Origin of the sequence: Amycolatopsis echigonensis (assembly GCF_002846615.1) — a bacterium.
GTDB lineage: Bacteria > Actinomycetota > Actinomycetes > Mycobacteriales > Pseudonocardiaceae > Amycolatopsis > Amycolatopsis echigonensis.
Map to the genome: position 1 here is coordinate 5,299,152 of NZ_PJMY01000003.1, position 24,440 is coordinate 5,323,591.

The following is a 24,440-nucleotide window of genomic DNA, read 5'->3' on the forward strand; positions in this document are numbered from 1 at the left end:
ATGAACACCATTGCCGGCACCTGGCTGCTGCGGATGAAAACCCCGATCGGCACCATGGAAGCCACTTATACCTTCGAAGAAACGGACGGCGTGCTCCGCGGCAGCGCGAGCGGATTCGGGGAAACTACTCCGCTTACCGATCTCGAGGCCGAGGGAAACCGGTTTAGCTGGCGGCAGCGCATCACCCGGCCGATGCGCCTCAACCTCGACTATTCCGTCGTAGTCGACGGCGATTCCCTCTCCGGCGAATCCCGTGCCGGACGGCTCCCGCGCACGAGCGTGACCGGTGAACGGATCTCCGCGTGAACGCTTTCCTGCTTTCCGTGCACGTACTGGCCGCCATCCTCGCCATCGGCCCGGTCGCCGTCGCCGCGAGCATGTTCCCGAGCGCGGCCCGGCTCGCCTCCGACGACCCGAAGAAGGCCGCGACGGTGCAGATTCTCCATCGCACGACTCGGGTTTACGCGGTGCTCGGGGCGCTGGTCCCGGTCTTCGGCCTCGCGACTGGCGCCCGGATCGGCGTGCTGGGAAATGCCTGGCTGATCGTCTCGCTGGTGCTGACGGTCGCCGCCGCCGGAATTTTGGTCGGAGTGGTTCTGCCGGGACAGAAACGCATTGTCGATGCACTCGGTTCGGACCGGCCGGCGCCGGTTCGCCTGGCAATGCCGACCGGCATCTTCAACCTGCTTTGGGCGGCGGTGGTCGTGTTGATGATCTACCGCCCCGGCTCGACGACGGGAGTGGGATTGTGAGCCCGCGAAGGATTCTGGAAATCATCGGTGCGGTGGAGCTGGTGACGCTGGTGCTGATGCTGGGAAACCTCGTCACTGTGCATCAGCCGGAGGTTTCCCAGGTGCTGGGTCCGGTGCACGGATTGGCTTACACGGCAACGGTGCTCGCCGCGGTGCTGGTCATGGACGGCCGCCATCGGGTGTGGCTGCTGGCGTTGCTTCCGGGGATCGGCGGGCTTCTTTCCGCTCGGGCCGCTTCGTCGCGGAGAACTCCCTCGGCGGGAGGCGCCTAACTCGGATCCCGGAGATCAGGCATGTCTCTGAGCTGTCTCCGTGACGTGATCCCGAGTTTCCGAAAGATATTCCGCAGGTGCGCATCCACCGTCCGCGGACTGAGGAACAACCGGGTAGCCACCTCCTTGGAAGTCGCCCCGGCAGCGACCTCGCGCGCGATGTGCATTTCTTGCATCGTCAGCCGGTCATAGGTATGCGCCGAACGGCTGCGCGCCACTTCCCCGGTCGCGCGCAGCTCGTCGGCGGCCCGTCGGGCGAAGGCTTCCAGTCCGATGTTCGACAACTGCTCATGCGCCGCACGCAACTGCGCACGGGCGTCTCGGCGACGACCCGCGCGGCGCAGCCATTCCCCGTACCGCAAGTGCGCTCGCGCAGTCTGCACGGAAAGCGGGCTGTCGGCGAGATACGAGAGCGCCGCGACGTAGTCATCCTCCGCGTCGTTGACCATCGCCCGCGCCCCAGCCGCGACGCCGAGCGCGAAGTCGGTGCCCGCCGGTTCCGCGCGCTCGGCCAGCGCGTCCAGCGCGGACCGGGCGACGGCGTCCTCCCCGCACCGCACGGCGGCCTCGATTTGCTCGGGCAGCGCGATGCCGGTGAGGAAGAGATCGCCGCTCGCGACCGCGTGCGTCGCGGACTCCAGGGCGGCGGGGTAGTCGCCGAGGCCGTTGTGCAGCACGGCCATCGCCCAGTGCGCGTTCGCGGTCAGCTGGCCGGTCTGCCGACTCGTCGCCTCGGCGAACAGGTCGAACACCTCCTGCCGGCGTCCGCGGATCGCCGCCAGGTGCATCCGGGGATAGAGCTGCGGAGGGTCGCCGAGGGCGTCGGCGATGGCTTCTTCCTCGGCGATCGCGGCCATCGCCTGGCCGAAGTTCCCGGCGAACACCGCGGAGAGCGCGGCCTGCGACAGCCCGAGCCGGACGGTCATCGGCGAGCCGGTCGTCTGTCCCGTCCGCGTCAGCCAGTCGACGATCGTCCGGTGCAGGTCGAGATCCCACAGTTCGCCCGCGAGCACGGTGGCCAGTGCGGGGGTACGGGTCCAGTCGTCGCCGGCGAGGGCTTGCCGGATCGCCGGGATCCCGGCACGGTGCCCTTCGGCGGTCAAGCGCACGAGCGCGGTGAGCAGGTCCGGCGGTCCGGCCGCGGGAGCCGCGGCGAGCACCCGGTCCAGCACGCCCGCGGCCCTCCCGACGACGAGCCCCATCTCCAGCGCCGCGACCAAGAACTCGCGCGACCGTTCCCGATCGGTGGCGGGGAGCTGCTGCGCGGCCCGCAGGATGATTTCCGCGCCGCGAACCGCCCCGTCCGCGCCCTGGACGAAGGCGATCTGCCCGCGCAGGAGTTCGGCGGAGGCGCGTTGGGGGATCGCCAACGTCGAGGTGTCGATGCTGGTCAGGAGGCCCGCTGCGGCTTCCGCACGGCCGGCTGCGAGGGTCGCTTGGGCGGCGGCGAGAGTGCGCTCGACCTTCTTGCCGTGGCCGAGCGACAGCGCGGCGGCCCGTTCGAGGAACGCGGCGGCGGCCGCTACGCCGCCCCGGGCTTGCGCGCGGGACGCCGACGTCTCCAGCTCCGCCGCGACCTCCTCGTCCGGCCCGGCGGTGGCCTGCGCACGGTGCCAAGCGCGCCGGTCTTCAGCCGTGTCGGGGTCGGTCGAGTCGGCCAGCGCCCGATGGGCCGCCCGCCGCTGTGGTGGCTCAGCCGCGCGATAAGCGGCCGAGCGCGCGAGCGGATGACAGAACCGCGCGCGGGTGTCGAACTGGATCAGCCCGGACGCCTCCGCCGCGGCGCTCGCGGCGGACACGTCGAGGTTCAGCCGCCGGGCGGCCGCCCAGAGCAGGGCCGGGTCGCCGGTGGGGTCGGCGCTGGCGAGAACCAGCAGTTCCCGCGCGTCCGGGGGCAGGTCCGCCATGCGAGAGAGGAAACTCCGCTCGATCCGGCTCGCGACCGGCGACGGCGTCGGCAGCGCGAAACCGCCTGCTTTCGGCAGCTCGATCAGGGCCAGCGGATTGCCGCGCGCCTCGGCGAGCAGGCGATCGCGCACCCGCTCGTCCAGCGTCCCGGTCTTCTCCCGCGCCAGCAGGTCGCGGGCGTGCGCGTCGCTCAGCCCGCGGATGGCCAGCCCGGGCAGTTCGTCGAGCCCGGGGACCGGCTCCTGGTCGCGGGCGGCGAACAGCATCGCGATCGGTTCGGCCGCGATGCGCCTGGCGAGGAACGTCAACGCGCGCGCCGAGGCGGCGTCCAGCCAGTGCGCGTCGTCGATCAGGCAGAGCAGCGGACGCTCCGCCGCGGCTGAGGCGAGCAGTTCGAGGGCGGCGAGGCCGACGCGGAACGGGTCCGGCGCGCCCTCTGCCAGGCCGAACGCGACCAGGAGGGAGTCGCGGTAGGGCGTCGCGAGGGAGTCGAGATGCGTCAGCACGGGAACGCACAGCTGGTGCAGCGCGGCGAACGGCAGCTCGCCCTCGAACTCCGAACCGGACGCGCGGATGCGCTGGAACCGGTCCGCCGCCTGCTCGACTTGGTCCAGCAGCGCGCTCTTGCCGATGCCCGGCTCGCCGCGCAGGACGAGCACCCCGCCCACGCCCCGTTCCGCCGCCCGGACCAGCGCGAGGAGGCGCTCGATCTCGTCGTGCCGGCCGAGGAGGGAGGACGTCGTGGGCATGGTCCGAACCTTAGGACAGCCCTAGGCAGGCGAAGTAGGCGATTGTCACCGACGCGAGCGAGCGGGCTTCCCGGCGATGGTGGGGCAGGCCAGCCGAGGAAAGGAAGTTCCACAATGGACACTGTGCTCGTCACCGGCGCGACCGGAACCGTCGGGTCCGCGCTGATTCCCGCTCTGCAAGCCCGCGGCAGCACCGTCCGCGCGATGACGCGGGGCCGTCCCCTCGACGGGGTGGAGACCGTGGTCGCCGACCTGCGGGACCCGGCCTCGATCGCCGTGGCACTGAAGGGGGTCGACGCGGTCTTCCTCAACAGCCCGTCCGCGCCGGACGCCGCCGAGCTGCAGATCCAGTTCGCGAACCTGGCGCGCGACGCCGGGGTCGGCCGGCTCGTGCTGCTCTCCCAGTACGCCGCCCGCGCCGATTCGCCGGTGCGGTTCCTGCGCTGGCACGCCGAAGTCGAGGCGCACGTCGAGAAGCTCGGGCTCGACCACACCGTGCTCCGCCCCAACCTCTACCTGCAGGCGCTGCTCAACTTCTCCGCCACCATCGCGCAAGGCTTCCTCGCCGCGCCCATCGGCGACGCGCCCGTCAGCGCGATCGACACCAGAGACATCTCAGCCGCCGCCGCTGCCGTACTGACCACGACCGGACACTCCGGCCGCACCTATACCCTCACCGGCCCGCGCGCGGTGACCCACGCCCAGATCGCCGAAGCACTCTCCTCGGCCACCGGACGGGAGATCGTCTTCCGCGACGCGCCCGCCGACCAGTTCGCCGCCGCGCTGACCGGGCTGCTCCCGTCGTGGCAGATCAGCGGCCTGGTCGAGGACTACGCGCACTATTCCCGGGGCGAGGCCGCCGAGGTGCACGACTCGGTCGCTGACCTCACCGGACGCCCGGCCCGTGACCTCACCGATTTCGCCCACGACTACGCCGCCGCGTTCGCGGCCTTCTGAAAGGCAATTCCGATGATCTACCACAGCATCCGGTTCGCGCTCAAGCCTGAGGTCACGCCGGAAGAAAAGGCCGCTGTCGTCGCGAAAATGCACGAGCTGTTCGCCGCGATCCCGGCCGTCAGGACACGGATCGTCGGCGGCGATTTCGGCGGCAAGTACGAGCTGGGCGCCGTATTGGTGATCGAGGACATCGAGGGGTACGCGGAGTACCTGAACCATCCCGCGCACTTGGAACTGGACCGGGTCGGGCTTCCGCTGGTGCGGGAGTTCATGTCGTCCGACATCACCGACGACCCGGACCCGGAGATCGGCGCCAAGATCGCCGAGGTGCACCGGAGCCGGTTCGAGAACGTGCCGGACATCGCGGACCTCATCTCCGGCCTCGCCGAGTACACCGGCAGCGCGGCACCAGGGAAACACGGCAACTGACGGACAACGGGCGCGGTTTCTTTCGGGAACCGCGCCCCGCCGCGGTTAATTCGGTCGCGCGCCGCCCGGCTCGGTGCGTATGCTGCGGTCAGTTGCTGCCGTTCATCGGAGAGGTGCCTTGATCTTCTGAGGTGTATGGACACCGCGATCCCGGGTTTCTTCCGCCCGTCGCGCGTCTGGCCTCGGATGACGGCAATCCGTCCCGTACCTGGGTGTGCCCGCGCGGTGTCTCCGCGTTCTTGTCCATCGCGAACGGGGAGGTACGCCTGTGTCTTCGTCCATTGTGTGCTCGGACCTCAGCTTCGCCTGGCCGGACGGCGACGTTGTCTTCGACCGGTTCTCGCTGGCGATCGGCGAGGGCCGCACCGGCTTGATCGGCCGGAACGGGTCCGGGAAATCCACCCTTCTCCGCCTGATCGCCGGCGAACTGCGCCCGGCGTCCGGCTCGATCAGCGTGTCCGGCGAACTCGGCTACCTGCCGCAGAACCTGGCCCTCGCCGCCGAACGCCGCGTCGACCAGGTGCTCGGCCTGGCCGACGTCCGAGCGGCACTCGACGCGATCGAACGCGGGGAAGCCGACGAACGCCATTTCGCGACCGTCGGCGAGCAGTGGGACGTCGAGGAACGCACCCGCGCGACCCTCGACCAGCTCGGCCTCGCGCACGTCGCCCTCGACGCCCGGGCGGGAGAGCTGTCCGGCGGCGAACTGACCCTGCTCGGCCTCGCCGCGCAGTTTCTGCGGCAGCCGGACGTGCTCGTGCTCGACGAACCGACCAACAACCTGGACCTGCGGGCCCGGCGGCTGGTCGGCGAGGCGGTCCGGGCGTGGAAAGGAGTGCTGGTGCTGGTATCCCACGACCGTGAGCTGCTGCGCCACGTCGACCGGATCGGAGAGCTCCGGTCCGGGGAGGTGACCTTCTACGGCGGCGATCTGGAGGATTACGAGGCGGCGGTGGCCGTGCAGCAGGAAGCGGCCGCGCGGATGCTGCGGGCCGCGGAGTCGGATCTGAAACGGCAGAAGCGGGAGCTGGTCGAGGCGCGGACGAAACTGGACCGGCGGGCCCGGTACGGCCGGAAGCAGTGGGAAAACAAGCGCGAGCCGAAAGTGCGGATGCGCAAACGGCAGGAGGACGCGGAAATCGCCGCGGGCAAGCATCGCACGCTGCACCTCGACAAGGTCGCGGAGGCGAAGGACCGGGTGAAGGAGGCGGAGGAAGCGGTTCGCGCCGATGCCGAGATCCGGATCGATCTTCCGGACACCTCGGTGCCGTCCGGAAAAGAAGTGCTCACTCTGTCCGATGTGGAGCTTCGGAACGGCCTCGCGGTGAACCTCGCGCTGCGCGGACCGGAACGGATCGCGCTGGTCGGTCCGAATGGTTCCGGCAAGACCACGCTGCTGGAGACGATCGCCGGGGCGATCGAGCCGCGCTCCGGAGCGGTCCAGGTCCCGGTGCCGGTGCGCTGGCTGCCGCAACGGCTAGACCTCCTGGACGACACGGTGTCGGCGGCGCAGAACATGGCGCGGGCGGCCCCCTCCGCGTCGGACAACGAGATCCGCGCCCACCTCGCCCGGTTCTTGCTGCGCGGCAGCCGAGCCGACCAGCCAGCCGGAAGCCTTTCCGGCGGCGAACGTTTCCGGGCGACATTGGCGACGCTGCTCCTGGCCGAACCAGCACCGCAACTGCTGCTGCTGGACGAACCGACGAACAACCTGGACCTCGCCAGTGTCCGGCAGCTGTCACAGGCGCTGAAGTCATACGCGGGCGCGCTGATCGTGGTCAGCCACGACCTCCCGTTCCTGCACACGATCGGTGCGACGAGATGGGTGCGGCTCGGCTCGGCGGTGGAGGAGGTCGCGGTGGAAGCCTGACCTCGGACCTGCGGGCGGTCACTCCGTCTGCGATCTTCGCAACGGCCTCCCCGCCGGTCGTTTCCGGCGGACCCGAGGGCACCTGTCCGCGGCGGTCACGAGCACGGACGGGTTTGGTCCGCACCCGCGGGCAGACGGGTTTTCTCGGCCGGAGTAAAGTCCCGGTCGTTGAGCCCGCACAGATGCCGCATCCAGGCGGTGCCGTCGAGCGGGACCGACGGCTGGGGGCCCGGCCTCGTGTCGAGGATCAGTTTCCCGTCCGCCACGGCGCGGGTGAGGGATTGGTCGCCGAGTTTGACGTCGGTCACCAGTTTGTGGTCCGGCCAGTGCCACACCTGGAAGTCCAGGGTGCTTTCCCCGAACAGGTAGTCGCCGTCGATGCCGTGCAGGATGTTCATCGACGCGGGCATCGTCGGCAGCATCCGGTTTTCGTTCAGGTCGAGGAGGACCACGCCGCTGACCACCCCGTTGACCATGGCCACGAAGGAGCCGCTGGGATCGATGGCCGGAGTGCCGGGATAGAAGTCCGAATGGAAGGTCTCGATCGCTTTCCGGCTCCGGAGATCCCACAACGCGGCCGTTCTTGCTCCGTAGACGAAGATCTGGCCGGGGTGACCGGGTCTCGCCTTGGCGTTGGCGGCCTCGTCCTGCAGCGGCAGCGGCGGTGCGGTCTGCTGTGCGGTGGCCGGGTCCCAGAACGTCGCGGTCCCCGCGTAGACGACGACCGCGTTCTGGCCTGGCACGACGACGATCGTGCCGTTCTCGTTGGGGTTCGGGCCGCCGGGCAGCGGCGCTTCGTGTTCGAGGACGAGGTCGTCCGCCCGGTAGATCCGCAGCATGCCGTTGCTGACCGACAGAAGGTGTTTTCCGCTGGGGTCAAAGGAAAGCGCGGTCGGCGACGGCACGGAGACCTGCTTCAGCATTTGTTGCCGGGCGTCCAGGAGCGCGAGTTCTCCGGTCGGGGACCGGGCAACCCAGCGCTGGCCGTCGGGGACAGCGCGTAAGGGTTCCAGTCGGCGGCGTTGACGGGCTGGGTGTCCGTCGTGGCCACGGTGCTGAGCTGCATCGAACCGTTCCGCACGGTCAGCGCGGTCAACCGGCCGTCCGGCGCGGGGAGGAGGAGCGGGGTCACGACGGTGTTCGCGGACGCCCAGTTCACCGTCACCGTCGGATCGGCGAACAGGTATCGCTTCCCGTCCGGCCAGTGCACGGCTCCCAGCGGTCCTGCCCCCGGTTTGTTCAGAAGCACGAACTGCCCGGTGACGTCGGTGTCCAGGCCGGAGCAGTCGATGCCGGTCGCCAACTGCCTCAACCGACTGCCGGAGGCGTCCGCGAGAGTGACCGTTCCGGCGTCGCAGACAGCGATCTCGCGGCCGTGGTCGACGAGAACGCCCCGGCCCAGCGACCGGACCAGCGCGCCGGACGCGCTGTCGCGCACCGCTGCCTCGGTCTTGGCATTGGGGTCGCTCGGCTGCTCGACCAGAACCACCTGACGTCCGTCGTCGGTCGGGTACACCGTGTCGACCATGCCGGTCGCCAGGGTGGCCGCCAGCGGTGTCGCAGTCCCGCGGCGGCTCTGGAGATCCCAGATCTGGAGGTTCCGGGGCCGGGCGGCCTCGTTGGGCACGCCCAGCAGGTACCGGCCGTTCGCGCTGAACGACACGGATTCGAACGCGGTCGCGTCGTCGGCACGGAGCACGACCGGGGGCGCCGGGCTGTCCAGGTCCCAGATCTTGACGCCGGGTGCGTTCCCGGACTCGGCGAGCAGGCGGCCGTCCGGGCTCAGCTCCAGGAAAGAGGTGGGGTCGACGGCGAGTGCGCGCGACCGGGGCTCGGGGCCGGCCAGCCCCTGCCAGAGCAGCACCGGCGTGGTCGGGTCAGCGGATTTGACGACTACCCGCTGACCGTCCGCAGTGGACAAAATCCGATCCGTCGGCGCGATGTGCTGCGGAGGAAGGATCCGGTCGATTCCCCGCCAATACAGCTCTTGCTGCAGCAACGCGCCATACGCCTCACTGCTGCGCGGATTCTCCCGCCAAGCCGCCTGTGCCATCTGCAAGGCAGACGTATCCTGGCCATTGGCGTCCCGCAAGGATTCCTGAGCCAGCAGGATGGCGTTGGCGGTGTGCAGGTTGTCGTTGATGGTCTCCTGATTGCGCAGCACCACCACGGTGAGCGCGCTCGCCGCCAGAGCCAAAGCCAGCGCGACCGCCGTGACGATGCGCCAGCGTCGGATGCCCCGCCGCTCGGTGGCGTAGCTGCGTTCGACGTATTCCTTCTGCGCCGCGGTAATATCCGCGCCACGCTCGGTGAGCCATTGTCGGGCGGTGGCGAGTGCCGCGCCTCGGAGCAGGCTTCCGTGGTCTCGGCCGGACTGTTCCCACTGTTCCATGTCCTGCCGCAGACCCGCTTGCCAGACCAGGAAGTCCCGGTCCGCGGCGAGCCACTTCTGAAGCTGGGGCCAGTAGTCGATCAACGCCTGGTGGACGAGGTCCACGCGCTGGTCCTCGTCGAGCACTACGAGCCGGCGAGCGGCGAGTTCGTGCGCGATGCCGTGCAGTTCCGGGCTGAGGTCGGAGACCCGGACCGAACGCCGGGCGAATCCCGCCTCGCCGTCCGGTCTCGCGAGCTGGGCGAGCAGTCTGCGCGCAGGGCGCTTTTCAAACGGACGCAGGGCTTCGATCGCTTCGTTCGCCGCCTTGCCCAGCGCGCCGGCGACCCGGCCGAGGTTGTCGTACGCCGCGTGGGTCAGCCAGCCGCCATAGCGTTGCTGCCAAAGCCTTTCCAGTACCAGGGAAACCAGCGGCAGAGTGCCGGGCTGTCCCGTCGCGTCGTCGAGAATGCGCGATACCAGGCCGGATTCGAAGGCCAGGCCGCCGACCGCGGCGGCGGGCCCGGTGATCGCCTCGGACAACTCGGCGCGCGACATCGGCTGCAGGAAACGGACGGCCTGGTTCAGCCGGTCCGCGGTCTCGCTCGTGAGGAGCGAGTCGAGGGACCGTGCGCGCAACGTGAGCACGACCCGCAGCGGAGCCGGTTCGCCCGGTTCCCGTCGTTGCGACGCGATCATCCGGGTGAGCAGTTCGAGCAACCGGCACGCGCCGTCGCGGTCGGCGACCACGAGCTCCTCGAACTGATCGACGAAGAGCACTGCGGGACCGTCCGCGACCAGCGCGTTCGCCGCTTCCCTCGGATCCTGGACCGGCTGCCCGATCGCGGCGGCGAACATGGCGACCGGTTCGATCGCGGTGTCCGGGCGGATGTCGTGCACCCGTGCGCCTTCGCCGCGGAGCCGGGGCAGCAGCCCGGCGCGTACCAGCGACGACTTGCCCGAGCCGGACGGACCGGCCACGACGAGCAGATCCTCGCGGGCCGCCTGCGCGGCCAGTCCGGCCAGTTCTCTGTCTCGGCCGTGCAGCAGCGGGGCGTCGCGTTCTTCGAGCGGTTTCAGGCCGCGGTAAGGGTTTTCCGCTGAGACGGTCCAGGCGTCGCCGAGTGCGGTGGTGGGGATGAGGTGCGCGGTGGTGTCGTGCCGGTTGGCCCGGGTGACCACCATGCCCACCACGCCGCCCGCGTCGTCGTCCCACACCGGGGCGCCGCTGAACCCGCGTTCGATGCGCCACTGCCGGTCGTCGGTCTCGATCTGGATGCGGCCGGTGCTCTGCGCGCCGAGAAGCTTGCCCTCGACCCAGATCCCGGCATCCTGGTCGAACGGGAACCCGAACGTGCGGATCGAGTGCCCGCGGACGTCGTCGGTGATCCGCGAAGGCGCGGGCACCGCTCCGGGCGGTTCGGGCGTTTCCAAGCGGAGCACGGCGATGTCGCCGACCCCGTCGCTGCTTTCCGGCTGCCAGTCGACCACCCGCGCGGTAATCCGCGAATTCGTTGCCAGCAGCGGGAATTCGACCTCCACCGTGCCGTCGGGGCGGGGCGCGTTTCGACGGATGCCGAGCGCGTCGGCCACCACGTGCGCGCACGTGGCGACCCGGCCCGGGGCGACCAGGAAACCGCCCCCGGCGGTCTTCGCCGCCCCGCTGATCCGGACGACGGCTGCGGCGAGCGGATCAGCGCTCATGACGACGGCGCGGTCCACTCCATGCTGACCGTGAAATTCGCTTCGCCCGCGGTTTTGGCGATCGCCAGGTTCGCCTCGCCGGTGACCTTGATGCCGAACTGCAGGCTGATCTTGGACGGCTGCTGCTCCATCGCCCGGAACTCGGCGAGCACGGCCTCGGCGGCCGGTCGGATGCGCTGGAGCGCTTCCTGGACCGACTCGGACGCCCGCTCAATCGACGGACCACGCCCGACCTGCTCGTTTCCGCTGGGGGCATGGCCCCCGCCGTCGGCTGGATCGGTCTCGAAAAGGATGGCGTCGCCGCCGCCGACCGGCATGCTGACCCACTGCGCCATGGTCTCGGTACCCCCTGGGACCCGCGATCGCTTCGTGCCGGTCAGTTAAACACAGAACGCTGGCTGGGCGGGGCGGAATCGAAGAATCCGCTGGCACCCAAGCTTTACGTTCGACATTGGCGAGTTCTGGTTCGCTCGAAGGCCGCCTCGGGTGTCTCGCGGTAGTCGAGCTGCGTCGTCGCGGCATCGGATCTCGCCGGGATGCTTGTCTGTCCGCGCCGCGCAGCTGAAGACGTTGTTCGGCGACAGTGGTGTGGTGTTGCCGTCGCTGGACTTCGGTGGCCAGCCGAGCGGTTCCCGGTTCGGTCAGGCGGTAGCGGCGCAGTCTGCTGTCCACGGCTTCCCCGCGATCACCTCCACCCAGCCCTCTGTAGGCGGTCCAGGGCGGAACCCTATACCGGTGGGCGGTATATGCAACAGGCCCGGGCGAACAGTGTTCGGTCAACGAACGGCCAGGATAAAGTGGGCTCGTGGACCCCAAGGAACGGCGTGCGGCACGGCATCAGCCGCCGAAACCCGGAACCAGCCCGAAACCCCGGCGGCGCACAGTGCCGATCACCGTCGAGCAGGTTGTCGACGCCGCGCTGGGGATCATCGCCGCCGAGGGGTATGAGGCGTTGTCCATGCGCCGCGTGGCCGACGCCCTCAACACTGGCCCCGCCTCGCTTTACGCGCACGTGGTCAACAAAACCGACCTCGACGAGCTGCTCATCGCGCGGTTGAGCGCGAAAATCGTCGTGCCGAAGCCGGAGGCGGCGAAATGGCGTGCGCAGATTCGCGAGGTGTGCGTCCAGTTGCGCGACCTGTATCTGGCCTACCCCGGGATCTCCGGCGCCGCGTTCGCGGTGGCGCCCACCGACCTCGACACCGCGCGGCTCACCGAGGGAATGCTGGCCATCCTGCGGAACGGCGGCGTCCCGGCCCAGGCCGCGGCTTGGGGCGTGGATTCGCTGCTGCTCTACGTGGCCGCCTACTGTCTCGAGACGTCGATCGTGCGTCGGCGGGTGGCGGAAAAGGATGCCGTCTGGGTGGTCGGCCGAGACGAGATGCGGCGGCGGCTCGCGTCGCTGCCCGCCGAGGAATTTCCGTACACCGCGAGTCATGCTGCCCAGCTGACGGCCGGGGAGGGCCATGACCGGTTCGACTTCACCCTCGAGGTGATGCTCGACGGTCTGGCCCGCCGATAAGCGATCCTCCGCTGCGGGTCAGCGTTCCTGTCGCCCGGTGCTCAGCCGAAATCCATCATTCCGCCCTGCCGGAGCGCTTCGCGCGTTGACAAGAACACTGTTCGTTGATAGAACGATGTTCGTTCAAGTTCTGGCGGGTCCCGATTTCCCGTGCCTGCCTCTTCGCCCCTCCCCGAGAAGGGAGCACCCAGTGAAATCGGTCCGGTTCAGCCGCTTCGGCGGGCCGGAAGTCCTCGAAATCGTCGACGTGCCGGATCCGCATCCGGGCCCCGGCGAGGTCCGGATCTCCGTGCGCGCCGCGGGAATCAACGCCAGCGACTGGAAGAAGCGCCAGGGCCTGATGGACCAGGAACTCCCGCAGACCATGGGGTACGAAGCGGCGGGCGTCGTGGACGAACTCGGCGAGGGCGTCACGGATGTCCTGCGCGGAGACCGCGTGTTCGGGTTCGCTGCTTCCGGTGGCGCACAAGCGGAATTGACCGTGCTGTCCTGCTACGCGCCCATCCCGCCGTCGCTCAGCTTCGCCGCAGCAGCCGCACTGCCCGCTGCGGCTGAGACCGCTGCGCGTGCGCTCGATCAGCTCGGTGTCGAAAGCGGCGCGACTCTGCTCATCAACGGTGCTTCCGGCAGCGTCGGCAGTGCTGCGGTTCAGCTCGCCGTGGCTCGCGGCACCCTGGTGATCGGCACGGGAAGCCTTGCCACCCATGACTTTCTGCGCTCGCTCGGTGCGGAACCTGTTGCGTACGGACCGGGGATGTCAGACCGCGTCCGTGCGCTCGCACCCGACGGTGTCGACCGGGCGCTGGACGTCGCCGGAAGCGGGATTCTGCCGGAGCTGATTCAGCTCGCGGGCGGCCCGGAGCACGTCCTCACCGTCGCCGATTTCGCCGGTGCCGAGCAGTACGGCGTGCGGTTCAGCCGCGGCGACGGCGGACACGCGTTGTACGTGCTAGCTCAACTCGGCGAGCTGATCGAAGTCGGGAAGTTCACCCTGCCAGTCGGACAGACCTTCCCGCTGGCCGACGTCGCGGAAGCGCACCGGGTCGGCGAATCGGGTCGCGTGCGCGGAAAGCTCGTCCTTCTGCCCGGTTGACGGCCCCGCGCTCCAGCGAGAGCACCGCCCATCCGCTGCTGCCGCTGCGGGTGATCCTCGATCGGGCCCGCGGCGCGGCGTACCTGCCCCCGGTGTCACCGGGACTGGGGTCCCTGCGGCCTTCCTCCCCTCCTATCCCGCGAACACGCTGCGAGGTAGCTCGCTACGGGCGTTCCTGTCGGTAGTCGATCTGGTCCTGGCGGGCACTGTGTTCTCCGGCTTGATCCTTATGTCGTGCCGAACCCTCCCGGAATCTGCCTGTTTTGTCCGAGTGTTCGTGGACATTCAGGCGGCTGTCGTTCCGGTCAGCGGGAGCCGCTTCGCGCAGACGCCCAGCGCCAGGGCGTCGTCGCCGATTTTCTCCGGTTCACCTCGTGACAGCGGCCGGTCACGGATGGTTCAATATGTTAGGAAGTTTTCCTAATGAAGGCTGGAGGTCGCCCGGTCATGTCATCCTCCCGTAGGCGTTTCGCGGTGGTCGGCGCCGCTCTGGCGCTTGCCGTGCCGCTCGCGGTCGATTCCGCGCACGCGGAAACCGCCGCCGCCACCGCCAAGTCCTATACGGCCGCGCAGGTGCTGGCCGGCGTGAAGAAGAACAGCACGGACGCGAACAAGGTCAACTCCAAACCGCACATCAACACCATGACGCGGGCCAAGGACGTCAACGTCTACCAGGTCGCCAAGGGCGTCTACGCCTACGGTTCCGGGCTGGCCGTCGACACCGACGGCAGCGACCCCGACCCCGATCCCGATCACCAGGGCACGACGACTTTCAAGGACAGCAACGGAAAATATCTCGGCGCGCACCACGTGCCGTTCTACGTCCTCGGCGATGACTGCTACGACAAGAAGAGCCCGTGCCCGCATTTCTTCTACAAGGAACACGGCATCAGCGGCCGGCAGTTCGCGTTAATGTTCTACAAGAGCAAGGTCATCGGCGCGATCTTCGGCGACACGCAGACGGCCAATGGTCAGGATACTTCGGACAACGACTCGCGCGAATTGGGCGAGGCGTCGGTGAAGGCGGCTTCGCTGCTCGGCATCAACAGCAGCGGCACTGACGGCGGCGTGGACAACGGCGTGACCGTGGTGATCTTCTCCGGCTCGGACTGGGTCGTGAACGGGACGAACTCCACTCTGAACGCCAACGCTCAGGGCATGGTCAACAAGGCGCTGGACAGTCTCGGCGCGAGCATGGGAATCTAGTTCCCGGAAAGTATTTATCTGACCAACGAATGCGGTCACTGCCGAAGCCGGCGGTGACCGCATTCGGCGTTTCCGGGGTTCGCCGGGGGCGGCCAGCTCGCCGGGGCATCGCGCAATTTCCGCACCGACAGGCGCGGCAGAGAGATCGTCGCTCGGCCTGCTCCGGCTTGGCGCAGGCAGCGCGGCCGGAGCCGAAGACGACGCCGCCGGCCTCGGCTGACGCACCCGCCGCGAGCAATTCGATCACCCCTCGATTGTGTCGCACAACAATATTCTTTGGCGCCTCCCACAATCGCCCGGCAAGCGGGCAGGAAAACGCATGTCTGGAGATTATTCCGGTTTGACGGCCCTTTCCCGCTCCAGTACACCAGACCTCGAACTCGTCCGGTCCGGAGGTTTTCGGGCCGGGAATAGCCCGAGAAAGGAACGGCGTCGTGGCCAAAGCGGTGGGCATCGACCTGGGGACGACCAACTCGGTCATCGCGGTGCTGGAGGGCGGCCAGCCCGAGGTGATCGCCAATGCGGACGGCGCGCGGACGACCCCGTCGGTGGTCGCCTACACCGATTCCGGCGAGCGGCTGGTCGGGCAGCTCGCGCGGCGGCAGGCGATCATGAATCCGAAGGGCACGATCTCGTCGGCGAAGCGGTTCATCGGCCGCCGGTTCGACGAGGTGGCCAGCGAGATCGACGCGGTTTCCTACGACGTCGTGCCGGGGCCGGACGACGCGGTGCGGTTCGACGTGCACGGCAAGAAATACGCGCCGGAGGAGGTTTCGGCGCTGGTGCTGCGCAAGCTGGTGGACGACGCGTCGAAGTTCCTGGGGGAGAAGGTCACCGAGGCCGTCATCACGGTTCCGGCCTACTTCAACGACGCGCAGCGGCAGGCGACGAAGGACGCGGGCCGCATCGCCGGGCTCGAGGTGCTGCGGATCATCAACGAGCCGACCGCGGCGGCGCTGGCTTACGGGCTGGACAAGAAGCAGCACGAGACAGTGCTGGTGTTCGACCTCGGCGGCGGCACGTTCGACGTCAGCGTGCTAGACATCGGCGACGGCGTGGTCGAGGTCCGGTCCACCGCAGGCGACACGCATCTGGGCGGCGACGACTTCGACCGCCGGGTCGTCGACCATCTCGCGGACCAGTTCGAGCGCGAGAACGGCATCGACCTGCGCGCGGATCCGCAGGCGCTGCAGCGGTTGTTCGAGGCCGGGTCCAAGGCGAAGGAAGAGCTGTCCTCGGTCGCCCAGACCACGATCAACCTGCCCTTCATCACCGCGGACGCGTCCGGGCCGAAACACCTGAACACGACGCTGATGCGGTCGACGTTCGACCAGATCACCGCGGACCTCGTCGAGCGCTGCAAGGTGCCGGTGGAGCGCGCGCTGGCCGACGCGAAGCTGACCGCGAACGACATCGACGAGGTCATCCTGGTCGGCGGTTCGACGCGGATCCCGGCGGTGCAGGCGCTGGTGCGGCGGATGACCGGCGGCAAAGACCCGAACATGACGGTCAACCCGGACGAGGTCGTCGCCCTCGGCGCGGCGATCCAGGCGGCCATCATCAAGGGCGAGGCCAAGGACGTCCTCCTGCTGGACGTCACCCCGCTTTCGCTCGGCATCGAGACGATGGGCGGCGTGATGACCAAGGTCATCGAGCGCAACACCACGATCCCGGCCCGGCGCAAGGAAACCTTCTCCACCGCGGAGGACAACCAGGCCGCGGCGGACATCGTCGTGCTGCAGGGCGAGCGCGAGAAGGCCGCGGACAACCGGGTGCTCGGCCGGTTCCGGCTGGAGAACATCCCGCCGGCCCCGCGCGGGGTGCCGCAGATCGAGGTCACCTACGACATCGACGCCAACGGCATTCTCAACGTCTCGGCCAAGGACACCAATTCCGGCCGGGAGCAGACCATCACCATCTCCGAAAGCTCCAATCTGGACTCCGCGGAGGTGGACCGCATGGTCGCCGACGCCGAGGCGCACCGGGCCGAGGACGCCAAGCTGCGCGAGATCGTCGACGCGCGCAACACTCTGGACAGCGCCGTCTACCAGGTGGAGAAAAGCATCGCCGAACTCGGCGACGCGGTGCCGGTCAACGAAAAAGCCCGCGCGGAGAACCTCGCCGTGGATGCCCGCGACCTCCTCAAGCAGGACGAGCCGAGCCTGGAGAAGCTGCGTTCGACGACCTCGGAACTGCAGCAGCTGTTCCACGGTCTGTCCGCGGTCGCGTCCGCCGCCGGCGACTCGCCGGGCGCGCGTCCGGCGGGGAACGACGACGACGGTGACGACGTCGTCGACGCCGAATTCACCACCTCCTGACCGCCATGGAGAACACGCAGGAGACGGAACCGGAAGACATCCCCGACGTGGCCTGGCTCCAGTCCCGGGTCGCCGAGCTGGAGAACAACTGGCGCACCGCGATGGCCGATCTGGACAACCTCCGCAAGCGCACCGTGCGCGACACCTTGCAGGTGCGGCACCAGGAACGCAAACGAGCGGCCAAGGAACTGCTGACCGTGCTCGACAATCTGGACCTGGCCATCGGGCACGCCGAGGCGGACCCCAAAGCCGTCGTCTCCGGGGTCGAAGCGGTGCGCGCGCAGGCGGACCAGGCGATGGCCAACCTCGGTTTCCCCCGGCACCGGGACGACCACGGGGCCCCGTTCGATCCGCAGCTGCACGAAGCGGTGTCGGTCGTTCCGGCGGCCGGCGTCGAGCCGGGCACGGTGGTCGAGGTCGTGCGCCCGGGGTACGGCGATGCCGAGAACCAGTTGCGGCCCGCGGCGGTCGTGGTCGCGAAGGCGGATTGATGAGCGACAGCGAGGACTTTTACCAGCTGCTCGGCGTCTCCCGGACGGCGAGCCAGGACGAGATCCAGAAGGCGTATCGCAAGCTCGCCCGCAAGTACCACCCGGACGTGAACAAGGATCCGGGGGCGGAGGAGAAGTTCAAAGCCGTCTCCGAGGCATACGACGTGCTGTCCGAGCCGGAGAAGCGCAAGCGCTATGACGCGTTCGGCAAGGACTTCCGGCAGGTTCCGCCGGACATGGACCCGGAGACCTACGCCCGGGCCAAGGCGGGCTCCGGAGGATTCTCCGGCTTCCGGAGCGCGGAAGGGGTCGACTTCGAGGACCTCTTCGGCGGCATGTTCGGCGGCGGATTCGGCCGTCAGCGCGGCCCGATTCCGGGTGCCGATCAGGAAGCCGGGATCGAGATCAGCCTGAGCGAGGCCTACCACGGCGGACGGCGTTCGTTCACCCTCGACGGTCCGGAAGGTTCGCGCACGGTGGACGTGCACATCCCCGCCGGAGTGAGCAACGGCAAGCGCATCCGGCTGGCCGGGCAAGGCGGTTACGGAAGCGGCGAAGGCGCGCCGCGCGGCGACCTGTACTTGGTGGTGCATTTGGTGCCGGACAAGCGTTATCAGGTCGACGGCCGGGACGTCACGGTGGATCTTCCGTTGCTGCCGTCGGAAGCGGCGTTGGGCGCGACCGTCGCGATGGATCTCCCCGGCGGCGGCGAGGCGAAGCTGAAGATCGCGCCGGGAACGTCGAGCGGGCGGAAGCTGCGGCTGCGCGGGCGAGGCATTCCGAACCCCCGGGGAAAGCCCGGCGATCTGTACGCCGCGGTCAAGATCGTCGTCCCCAAGGAACTCACCGACGAGCAGCGCAAGCTCTACGAGGAACTGGCCGCGGCGACCGACCACAACCCGAGGAGGCCGGGATGACCTACGCGCTCGTGCGCCGCCGCCCCGCCGCGGCGCATCTGGACCTGCCGACGTTCGCGCACGCGACCGGCCTGCACCCGGACCTGGTCCGCCGGTTCACCGTGCTGGGCCTGCTGGAACCGGTCGAGGACGCGCGCGGCGACTGGTGGTATCCGGTGGCGCAGGTGGCCGCGGCGGCCCGGATCCAGCGGCTGCGCGCCGGGTTCTCGCTGAACTACGCCGCGGTCGGCCTGGTCGCCGACCTGCTCGACCGCATCGCGGAACTCGAAGCGGACCTCCGTACCCGATCCCGACGCAGCGGAGACTGACCATGGATCCCAACCGGCTCACCCAGAAATCCCAGGAAGCACTGCACGACGCGCAGACCGCCGCGCTGCGGTACGGCCAGCCGGAGGTCGACGGCGAGCACCTGCTGCTCGCGTTGCTCGACCAGCCCGACGGGCTCGCGTCCCGGCTGCTGGACGAGGCGGGCGCGGACCCGGCCCGCCTCCGGCAGGACCTGGAAGCGGAACTCGCCCGGCGTCCCAAGGTGAGCGGACCCGGGGTCGCGCCCGGCGAAACCCGGGTGACCGCCCGCCTGGCCCGGGTGCTCGACGCGGCCGATCGCGAAGCGGGCCGGCTCAAAGACGATTACGTGTCCGTCGAGCACCTCGTCGCGGCGCTGCTGGAGGAAGGCAGCTCCAGCGCGGCGGGACGGCTTTTGCGAGCGCAGGGGCTGACGCGGGACAAGTTCCTGGAGGTGCTGCGGAAGGTGCGGGGGAATCAGCGGGTGACGTCGGCGACGCCGGAATCGGCTTACGAGGCTTTGGAAAAGTACGGTCGCGATCTCGTCGCGGACGCGGCGGCGGGGAAGCTGGACCCGGTCATCGGGCGCGACGCGGAGATCCGCCGGGTGATCCAGATCCTTTCGCGCAAAACGAAGAACAACCCGGTGCTGACCGGCGATCCGGGCGTGGGCAAGACCGCGATCGTCGAGGGGCTCGCGCAGCGCATCGACCGCGGCGACGTGCCGGAAGGGCTCAAAGGCAAGACGGTGTTCTCGCTCGACCTCGGCGCGCTGGTGGCGGGCGCGAAGTACCGGGGCGAGTTCGAGGAGCGGTTGAAGGCCGTGCTCACCGAGGTGACCGCGGCCGAGGGCCGGATCCTGCTGTTCGTCGACGAACTGCACACCGTCGTGGGCGCGGGCGCGACCGAGGGCGCGATGGATGCCGGCAACATGCTCAAACCCATGCTCGCACGCGGCGAATTGCACATGATCGGCGCGACGACGGCGGACGAGTACCGCAAGTACATCGAGAAGGACGCCGCGCTGGAGCGCCGGTTCCAGCCGGTCCTGGTGGACGAGCCGTCGGTCGAGGACGCGATCTCGATCCTGCGCGGGCTGCGCGAGCGGCTCGAGGTGTTCCACGGTGTGAAGATCCAGGACAGCGCGCTGGTCGCGGCGGTGGTGCTGAGCCATCGCTACATTTCGGACCGGTTCCTGCCGGACAAGGCGATCGACCTGGTGGACGAGGCGTGCGCGATGCTGCGCACGGAGATCGATTCGATGCCCGCCGAACTGGACGAGCTGAGCCGGCGGCTGACCCGCACCGAGATCGAGGAAGCCGCGCTGGCGAAGGAAACCGACGCGGCGAGCAAGTCCCGGCTGGAGGAGCTGCGCCGGGAGCTGGTCGATCTGCGGGCCGAGGCCGGCGGGATGCGGACCCAATGGGAGGCCGAACGGTCCGCGCTGCACAAGGTGCAGGCGCTGCGGGAGGAGATCGAGCAGGTCAGCCGGGACGCCGACGCGGCCGAGCGGGCCTACGACCTGAACAAGGCCGCCGAACTGCGCCACGGCAAGCTCCCCGAGCTGGAGCGCCGGCTGGAGGGCGAGGAGGAACTGCTCGCGACGCGGCAGGCGGGCACCCGGTTGCTGCGCGAGGTCGTGACCGAGGAGGAGATCGCGGCGGTCGTGTCGCGCTGGACCGGGATCCCGGTCAGCCGGCTGCAGGAGGGCGAGCGGGAGAAGCTGCTGCGCCTGGACGAATTGCTGCGCGAGCGGGTGATCGGGCAGGACGAGGCGGTGCGGCTGGTCGCGGACGCGATCATCCGGGCGCGGTCGCGGATCAAGGACCCGCGCCGGCCGATCGGGTCGTTCCTGTTCCTGGGCCCGACCGGGGTCGGCAAGACCGAGCTGGCGAAGGCGCTGGCGGCGGATTTGTTCGACACCGAGGACAACATCGTCCGGATAGACATGAGCGAGTACTAGGAGCGGCACACGGTGTCGCGGCTGGTCGGCGCGCCGCCCGGGTATGTCGGCTACGACGAGGGCGGGCAACTGACCGAAGCCGTGCGGCGGAAGCCGTATTCGGTGGTGCTGTTCGACGAGATCGAGAAGGCGCACGCAGACGTGTTCAACACGCTGCTGCAGGTGCTCGACGACGGGCGGCTGACCGATGCGCAGGGCCGCACGGTCGATTTCCGCAACACGGTGATCATCATGACGTCCAACATCGGTGCGCACTTCCTGATCGAGGGGGTGAACGACGAGGGCGAGATCACCGAGTCCGCGCGCGAGGAGGTGATGGCGGCGCTGCGCGGGCATTTCCGGCCGGAGTTCCTCAACCGCATCGACGACATCGTGCTGTTCAAACCGTTGACGCTGCCGGAGATCGAACGGGTCGTCGAGCTGATGCTGGGCGAGCTGCGCAAGCGGCTGGCCGAGCAGAACATGACCCTGGAAGTGTCCGACAAAGCGCTGCGGTTCATCGCGGAACAGGGCTTCGACCCGGTGTACGGCGCGCGGCCGCTGCGGCGGTTCCTCGCCCGCGAGGTCGAGACCCGGATCGGGCGCGCGCTGCTCGGCGGCGAAGCGCACGACAACACGGTCGTCGAGGTCGGCTTGGACGACGGCGTGCTCACCGTGACCTGCCGGGACCGCGAGGCGGCGGCATGAGCCGCGGCGCGGCCTCGCGGGCGGCCCGATGACCAGTGGCGGGATCGCCGAACTCGTCGGCTGGGTCCGTCCGCGGCTGCCGCGGCTGATCGACGGCATCTGCGCGGCGGCGGGCGAGCGGATCGACCTCTACCGGGACGAGACGATCGTGCCGCGCGCCGACCTGCACCGTTCGATCGCGGTCAACATCCGGTTCCTGGTCGACGCGCTCGACGGGCGCGAAGACCCGGACCAGGGCGCGCCGCAGGAGACCGGCAGCCGGCGCGCACACCAGGGCGCGCCGCTGCCGGAAGTGCTGCAGGTGTACCGGATCGGCTGCGCGATGCTGTGGGATCTGCTGGCCGCGCACGCGCGGGAGATCGGCCGCACCGAGGCGCTGGTCGACGCGGCGAGTCTGCTTTGGCAGGTCACCGACGAGCACGCGGTCCGCGTGACCGAGGCGTACCGGGCGGCGAGCGCGGAGCTTCTCGCCGCGCAGCAACGCCGTCGCTCGGCGCTGGCCGAGGCACTGTTCACCGGCCAGCGGCTCTCCGGAGCCGGGCCGTGGGAGGCCGGACGGCTGCTCGGGCTGCCTCCCGACGGGAGACTCGCCGTCGTCGCGGCCGAGACCCGCGGGCTGGCCGAGGAGAGCCTGGTCGGCGTCGAACGGCGGCTCGGACAGCTCGGCATGGTGTCGGCGTGGCAGCTCACCCCAGCGCTGCAAGCCGGTCTGGTGTCGGTGCGCGACGAGCAATACCCCGCCCTGCTCACCGTGCTCGGCGAGGTGGCGTCGACCCGCACCGGGGTCAGCCCGCTGTACCCGTCGCTGGCCGACACCCCGCGTGCGCTTCACCTGGCGCGGACCGCGCTGGCCGGGATTCCGCCGGAACGCGTCGAGGTCCGCGCGTTCGATCCCAGCCCGCTGGCCGCGCTCGTCGCCAACGACCCCGACGAAGGCCAGCGGCTCGGCGACCACGTCTTCGGGCCGGTGCTGGATCTGCCCGCCGACGAACGCGACCTGCTCCTGAAAACCCTCCACACGTACTTCGCCGACGGCGGCTCCACCGAACGCGCCGGACAGACCCTGCACTGCCACGCCAACACCGTCCGCTACCGGCTGCGGCGGATCCGCGAACTCACCGACCGGACGCTCACCGATCCTCGCGATGTGGCCGAGCTCGTCGCCGCGATGCACGCGCTGCGCATCGACACTCTCAAAGGGATGGACCATGACTGACACACCCCAGATCACCGCGAAAACCCTCGGCACTCCGAGCGGCGGGCTTTTCGACAACCCGTGGCCGCCGGACTTCCCGGCCGCCGGACAGCGCGTCGCGATCTTCGCCTACGAGGTGACCCGGGTCGACGGCACCGACCAGGACGACATCCGCACGTACCACGTCGGTCCCGCCGAAACCGCCGCACGCGGCCCGATCGGATCGAGCCGCGACGAGCCGCAGGGCATCACCGTGGCCTGGCGCGGCTGCGGCACCGGAACGGTCACCTCGGTGTCCGCGCCGCTGGGCCGCGAACGCACCTGCGAGGTCGCCCCGGACGAGACGGATCTTCTATGACCGCGGGGTGGAATGCCGGAGCCCTGGTGATTTTCGGGATCACCGGCGATCTCGCGGCGAAAATGACCCTTCCCGCGCTCTACTGGCTGGAGCAGCGCGGCGAATTGCGCTGTCCCGTCATCGGCGCCGCCACCGCGCGCCTGTCGCGGGCGGAGTTCACCGAATTGGCCCGCCGGTCGCTCGAGAAGGCCGTCAACGACTTCGACCCGGCGGTGTTCGCCCGGCTGGCTCGGCGGTTGTCCTACCTGAGCGGGGGCGCCACTGATCCGGAGCTGTACGAGGGACTCGGCGAACGTCTGGCCGCCACCGGCCGCCCTCTCTACTACTTGGCGTTGCCGCCGTCGCTGTTCGCCCCCGTCGTCGAGCGGCTGGCCGCCGCGGGCCTGCTGGCCGACGCCCGCGTAGCGCTGGAGAAGCCCTTCGGCACCGACCTGGCTTCCGCGCAGGAACTACGCCGTCGCCTGGACGCAGTCCTGGACGAGCGGCAGCTGTTGCTGGTCGACCACTTCCTCGGCAAGGAACCGGTCACCGAGATCGAATACCTGCGGTTCGCCAACCACGTGCTCGCCCGACTGTGGGACCGCGACAGCGTGGCCGCCATCCAGATCACGATGGCGGAGAAACTGGACGTGGCCGGGCGCGGACGGTTCTACGATCAGGTCGGGGCGCTGCGCGACGTCGTGCAAAACCATCTGCTGCAACTGCTGGCGCTGGTGGCGATGGACGCGCCGGTCGGGTCGAGCGTGGCGGATCTGCGCGCGAAGAAACTCGAAGTGTTCCGGGCGATCCCGGCCGTCGAGCCGGGCGACTGCGTGCGGGGCCAATACGAGGGCTACCAGGGCGTGCCCGGGGTGGCCGCCGGGTCGGACACCGAAACGTACGTCGCGCTGAAACTGGCGATCGACGACTGGCGCTGGGCCGGGGTGCCGATCTTCCTGCGCGCGGGCAAATGCCTTCCCGCGAGCGCCACCGAGGTCCGGCTGATCTTCGAAGACACGCCGCGGCTGCGCTTCCTGCCCGACGCCGCGCGGGTCGAGGCCAACCAGCTGGTGCTGCGTATCTCTCCAGACCCGGCGTTCCGGCTCCGGCTGTCCGGATTGGACAGTGCGGAGCAATGGCGGCCGGTGCGCCTGGACACCACCTTCGAACGGGACCTGGGCACCCCGCGCTCGCCCTACGAACGCCTGCTCGCCGACGCCCTGTCCGGCGACGACCGGCTGTTCGCCTGGCAGGACGCGGTGGAGGAGAGCTGGCGGATCCTGCGGCCGGCACTGGCTTATCCGCGTCCGGCCCGGTCGTACGCACCGGGAACGTGGGGGCCTTCCGCCGCGGACGAGCTGGTGGACGGATACCCGGCCTGGCAACCGCCCTGGCTGCCTTCGCCGGCGTGAAC

Annotated in this window: 20 protein-coding genes and 1 pseudogene; 17 read left to right on the forward strand and 4 right to left on the reverse strand. The window is 69.5% G+C overall.

The window, feature by feature from the left end:
- The 3 genes from ATK30_RS30240 to ATK30_RS30250 are packed head-to-tail and all read left to right on the forward strand — an operon-like array spanning position 1 to position 1,024.
- A complete protein-coding gene (locus ATK30_RS30240; RefSeq protein WP_037360257.1) occupies positions 1–306 on the forward strand; it encodes a hypothetical protein in 306 nt (101 codons plus the stop codon).
- Complete coding sequence (locus ATK30_RS30245; RefSeq protein ID WP_037360260.1) at positions 303–752, forward strand: membrane protein; 450 nt, start codon at positions 303–305, stop codon at positions 750–752. Before ATK30_RS30240 ends, ATK30_RS30245 begins: the two co-directional genes overlap by 4 nt.
- Complete coding sequence (locus ATK30_RS30250) at positions 749–1,024, forward strand: hypothetical protein (protein WP_037360262.1); 276 nt, start codon at positions 749–751, stop codon at positions 1,022–1,024. The genes ATK30_RS30245 and ATK30_RS30250 overlap by 4 nt, the downstream gene beginning before the upstream one ends.
- Here the strand turns inward: ATK30_RS30250 and ATK30_RS30255 are convergent.
- Positions 1,021–3,681 (reverse strand): AAA family ATPase, encoded by a 2,661-nt coding sequence (locus tag ATK30_RS30255; RefSeq protein WP_101438384.1) that lies wholly within the window; start codon positions 3,679–3,681, stop codon positions 1,021–1,023. The genes ATK30_RS30250 and ATK30_RS30255 overlap by 4 nt on opposite strands.
- A 114-nt stretch (positions 3,682–3,795) precedes the next feature.
- Between ATK30_RS30255 and ATK30_RS30260 the strand changes: the two genes are divergently transcribed.
- The 3 genes from ATK30_RS30260 to ATK30_RS30270 all read left to right on the forward strand — a co-directional run bounded on the left by ATK30_RS30260 (position 3,796) and on the right by ATK30_RS30270 (position 6,937).
- Positions 3,796–4,638: an SDR family oxidoreductase gene (locus ATK30_RS30260; protein ID WP_101438385.1), complete on the forward strand. Its 843-nt coding sequence runs from the start codon at positions 3,796–3,798 to the stop codon at positions 4,636–4,638.
- 12 nt (positions 4,639–4,650) lie between these two features.
- Positions 4,651–5,067, forward strand: coding sequence for a Dabb family protein (locus ATK30_RS30265; protein WP_101438386.1), 417 nt, complete (start codon positions 4,651–4,653; stop codon positions 5,065–5,067).
- Between the two features lie 268 nt (positions 5,068–5,335).
- Positions 5,336–6,937 carry an ABC-F family ATP-binding cassette domain-containing protein gene (locus tag ATK30_RS30270; RefSeq protein WP_101438387.1) on the forward strand — a complete coding sequence of 534 codons (1,602 nt, stop codon included), beginning with the start codon at positions 5,336–5,338 and terminating at the stop codon, positions 6,935–6,937.
- Between the two features lie 95 nt (positions 6,938–7,032).
- On the opposite strand, the gene ATK30_RS30275 is transcribed toward ATK30_RS30270, so the two are convergent.
- From ATK30_RS30275 to ATK30_RS30285, 3 genes are read right to left on the reverse strand one after another with little or no spacing between them, the layout of a single operon-like run.
- Positions 7,033–7,842, reverse strand: a complete 810-nt coding sequence (locus ATK30_RS30275; RefSeq protein ID WP_143271446.1) for a WD40 repeat domain-containing protein — start codon at positions 7,840–7,842, stop codon at positions 7,033–7,035.
- Positions 7,843–7,853: 11 nt separating this feature from the next.
- Positions 7,854–11,012 carry an nSTAND1 domain-containing NTPase gene (locus tag ATK30_RS30280; RefSeq protein WP_143271447.1) on the reverse strand — a complete coding sequence of 1,053 codons (3,159 nt, stop codon included), beginning with the start codon at positions 11,010–11,012 and terminating at the stop codon, positions 7,854–7,856.
- A complete protein-coding gene (locus ATK30_RS30285; protein ID WP_244194777.1) occupies positions 11,009–11,329 on the reverse strand; it encodes a CU044_2847 family protein in 321 nt (106 codons plus the stop codon). Before ATK30_RS30285 ends, ATK30_RS30280 begins: the two co-directional genes overlap by 4 nt.
- 488 nt (positions 11,330–11,817) lie before the next feature.
- Between ATK30_RS30285 and ATK30_RS30290 the strand changes: the two genes are divergently transcribed.
- The 11 genes and pseudogenes from ATK30_RS30290 (at position 11,818) to ATK30_RS30340 (ending at position 24,438) form a co-directional block, all read left to right on the forward strand.
- Complete coding sequence (locus tag ATK30_RS30290) at positions 11,818–12,534, forward strand: TetR/AcrR family transcriptional regulator (RefSeq protein ID WP_101438391.1); 717 nt, start codon at positions 11,818–11,820, stop codon at positions 12,532–12,534.
- Between the two features lie 190 nt (positions 12,535–12,724).
- Entirely contained in the window at positions 12,725–13,627 is a 903-nt protein-coding gene (locus tag ATK30_RS30295) for an NADP-dependent oxidoreductase (RefSeq protein ID WP_101438392.1), read from the forward strand.
- 447 nt (positions 13,628–14,074) lie between these two features.
- Positions 14,075–14,833, forward strand: a complete 759-nt coding sequence (locus ATK30_RS30300; RefSeq protein WP_220818023.1) for a glycoside hydrolase family 75 protein — start codon at positions 14,075–14,077, stop codon at positions 14,831–14,833.
- A 434-nt stretch (positions 14,834–15,267) separates the two neighbouring features.
- Entirely contained in the window at positions 15,268–17,151 is a 1,884-nt protein-coding gene (gene dnaK, locus ATK30_RS30305; RefSeq protein WP_101438394.1) for a molecular chaperone DnaK, read from the forward strand.
- Positions 17,152–17,156: 5 nt separating this feature from the next.
- Entirely contained in the window at positions 17,157–17,642 is a 486-nt protein-coding gene (locus tag ATK30_RS30310; RefSeq protein WP_101438395.1) for a nucleotide exchange factor GrpE, read from the forward strand.
- Positions 17,642–18,559, forward strand: coding sequence for a DnaJ C-terminal domain-containing protein (locus ATK30_RS30315; protein ID WP_101438396.1), 918 nt, complete (start codon positions 17,642–17,644; stop codon positions 18,557–18,559). The genes ATK30_RS30310 and ATK30_RS30315 overlap by 1 nt, the downstream gene beginning before the upstream one ends.
- On the forward strand, positions 18,556–18,867 hold the full coding sequence (locus tag ATK30_RS30320; RefSeq protein ID WP_101438397.1) for a chaperone modulator CbpM: 312 nt from the start codon (positions 18,556–18,558) through the stop codon (positions 18,865–18,867). The genes ATK30_RS30315 and ATK30_RS30320 overlap by 4 nt, the downstream gene beginning before the upstream one ends.
- Positions 18,868–18,869: 2 nt before the next feature.
- Positions 18,870–21,494, forward strand: a pseudogene (gene clpB / locus ATK30_RS30325) (ATP-dependent chaperone ClpB).
- A 28-nt stretch (positions 21,495–21,522) separates the two neighbouring features.
- Entirely contained in the window at positions 21,523–22,710 is a 1,188-nt protein-coding gene (locus ATK30_RS30330) for a PucR family transcriptional regulator (RefSeq protein WP_101438398.1), read from the forward strand.
- The gene (locus ATK30_RS30335) at positions 22,703–23,047 is read left to right on the forward strand and encodes a hypothetical protein (RefSeq protein WP_101438399.1); all 345 of its coding nucleotides are present in this window, start codon (positions 22,703–22,705) and stop codon (positions 23,045–23,047) included. Before ATK30_RS30330 ends, ATK30_RS30335 begins: the two co-directional genes overlap by 8 nt.
- Positions 23,044–24,438 (forward strand): glucose-6-phosphate dehydrogenase, encoded by a 1,395-nt coding sequence (locus ATK30_RS30340; RefSeq protein WP_101438400.1) that lies wholly within the window; start codon positions 23,044–23,046, stop codon positions 24,436–24,438. The genes ATK30_RS30335 and ATK30_RS30340 overlap by 4 nt, the downstream gene beginning before the upstream one ends.
- The last annotated feature ends 2 nt before the right edge of the window (positions 24,439–24,440 follow it).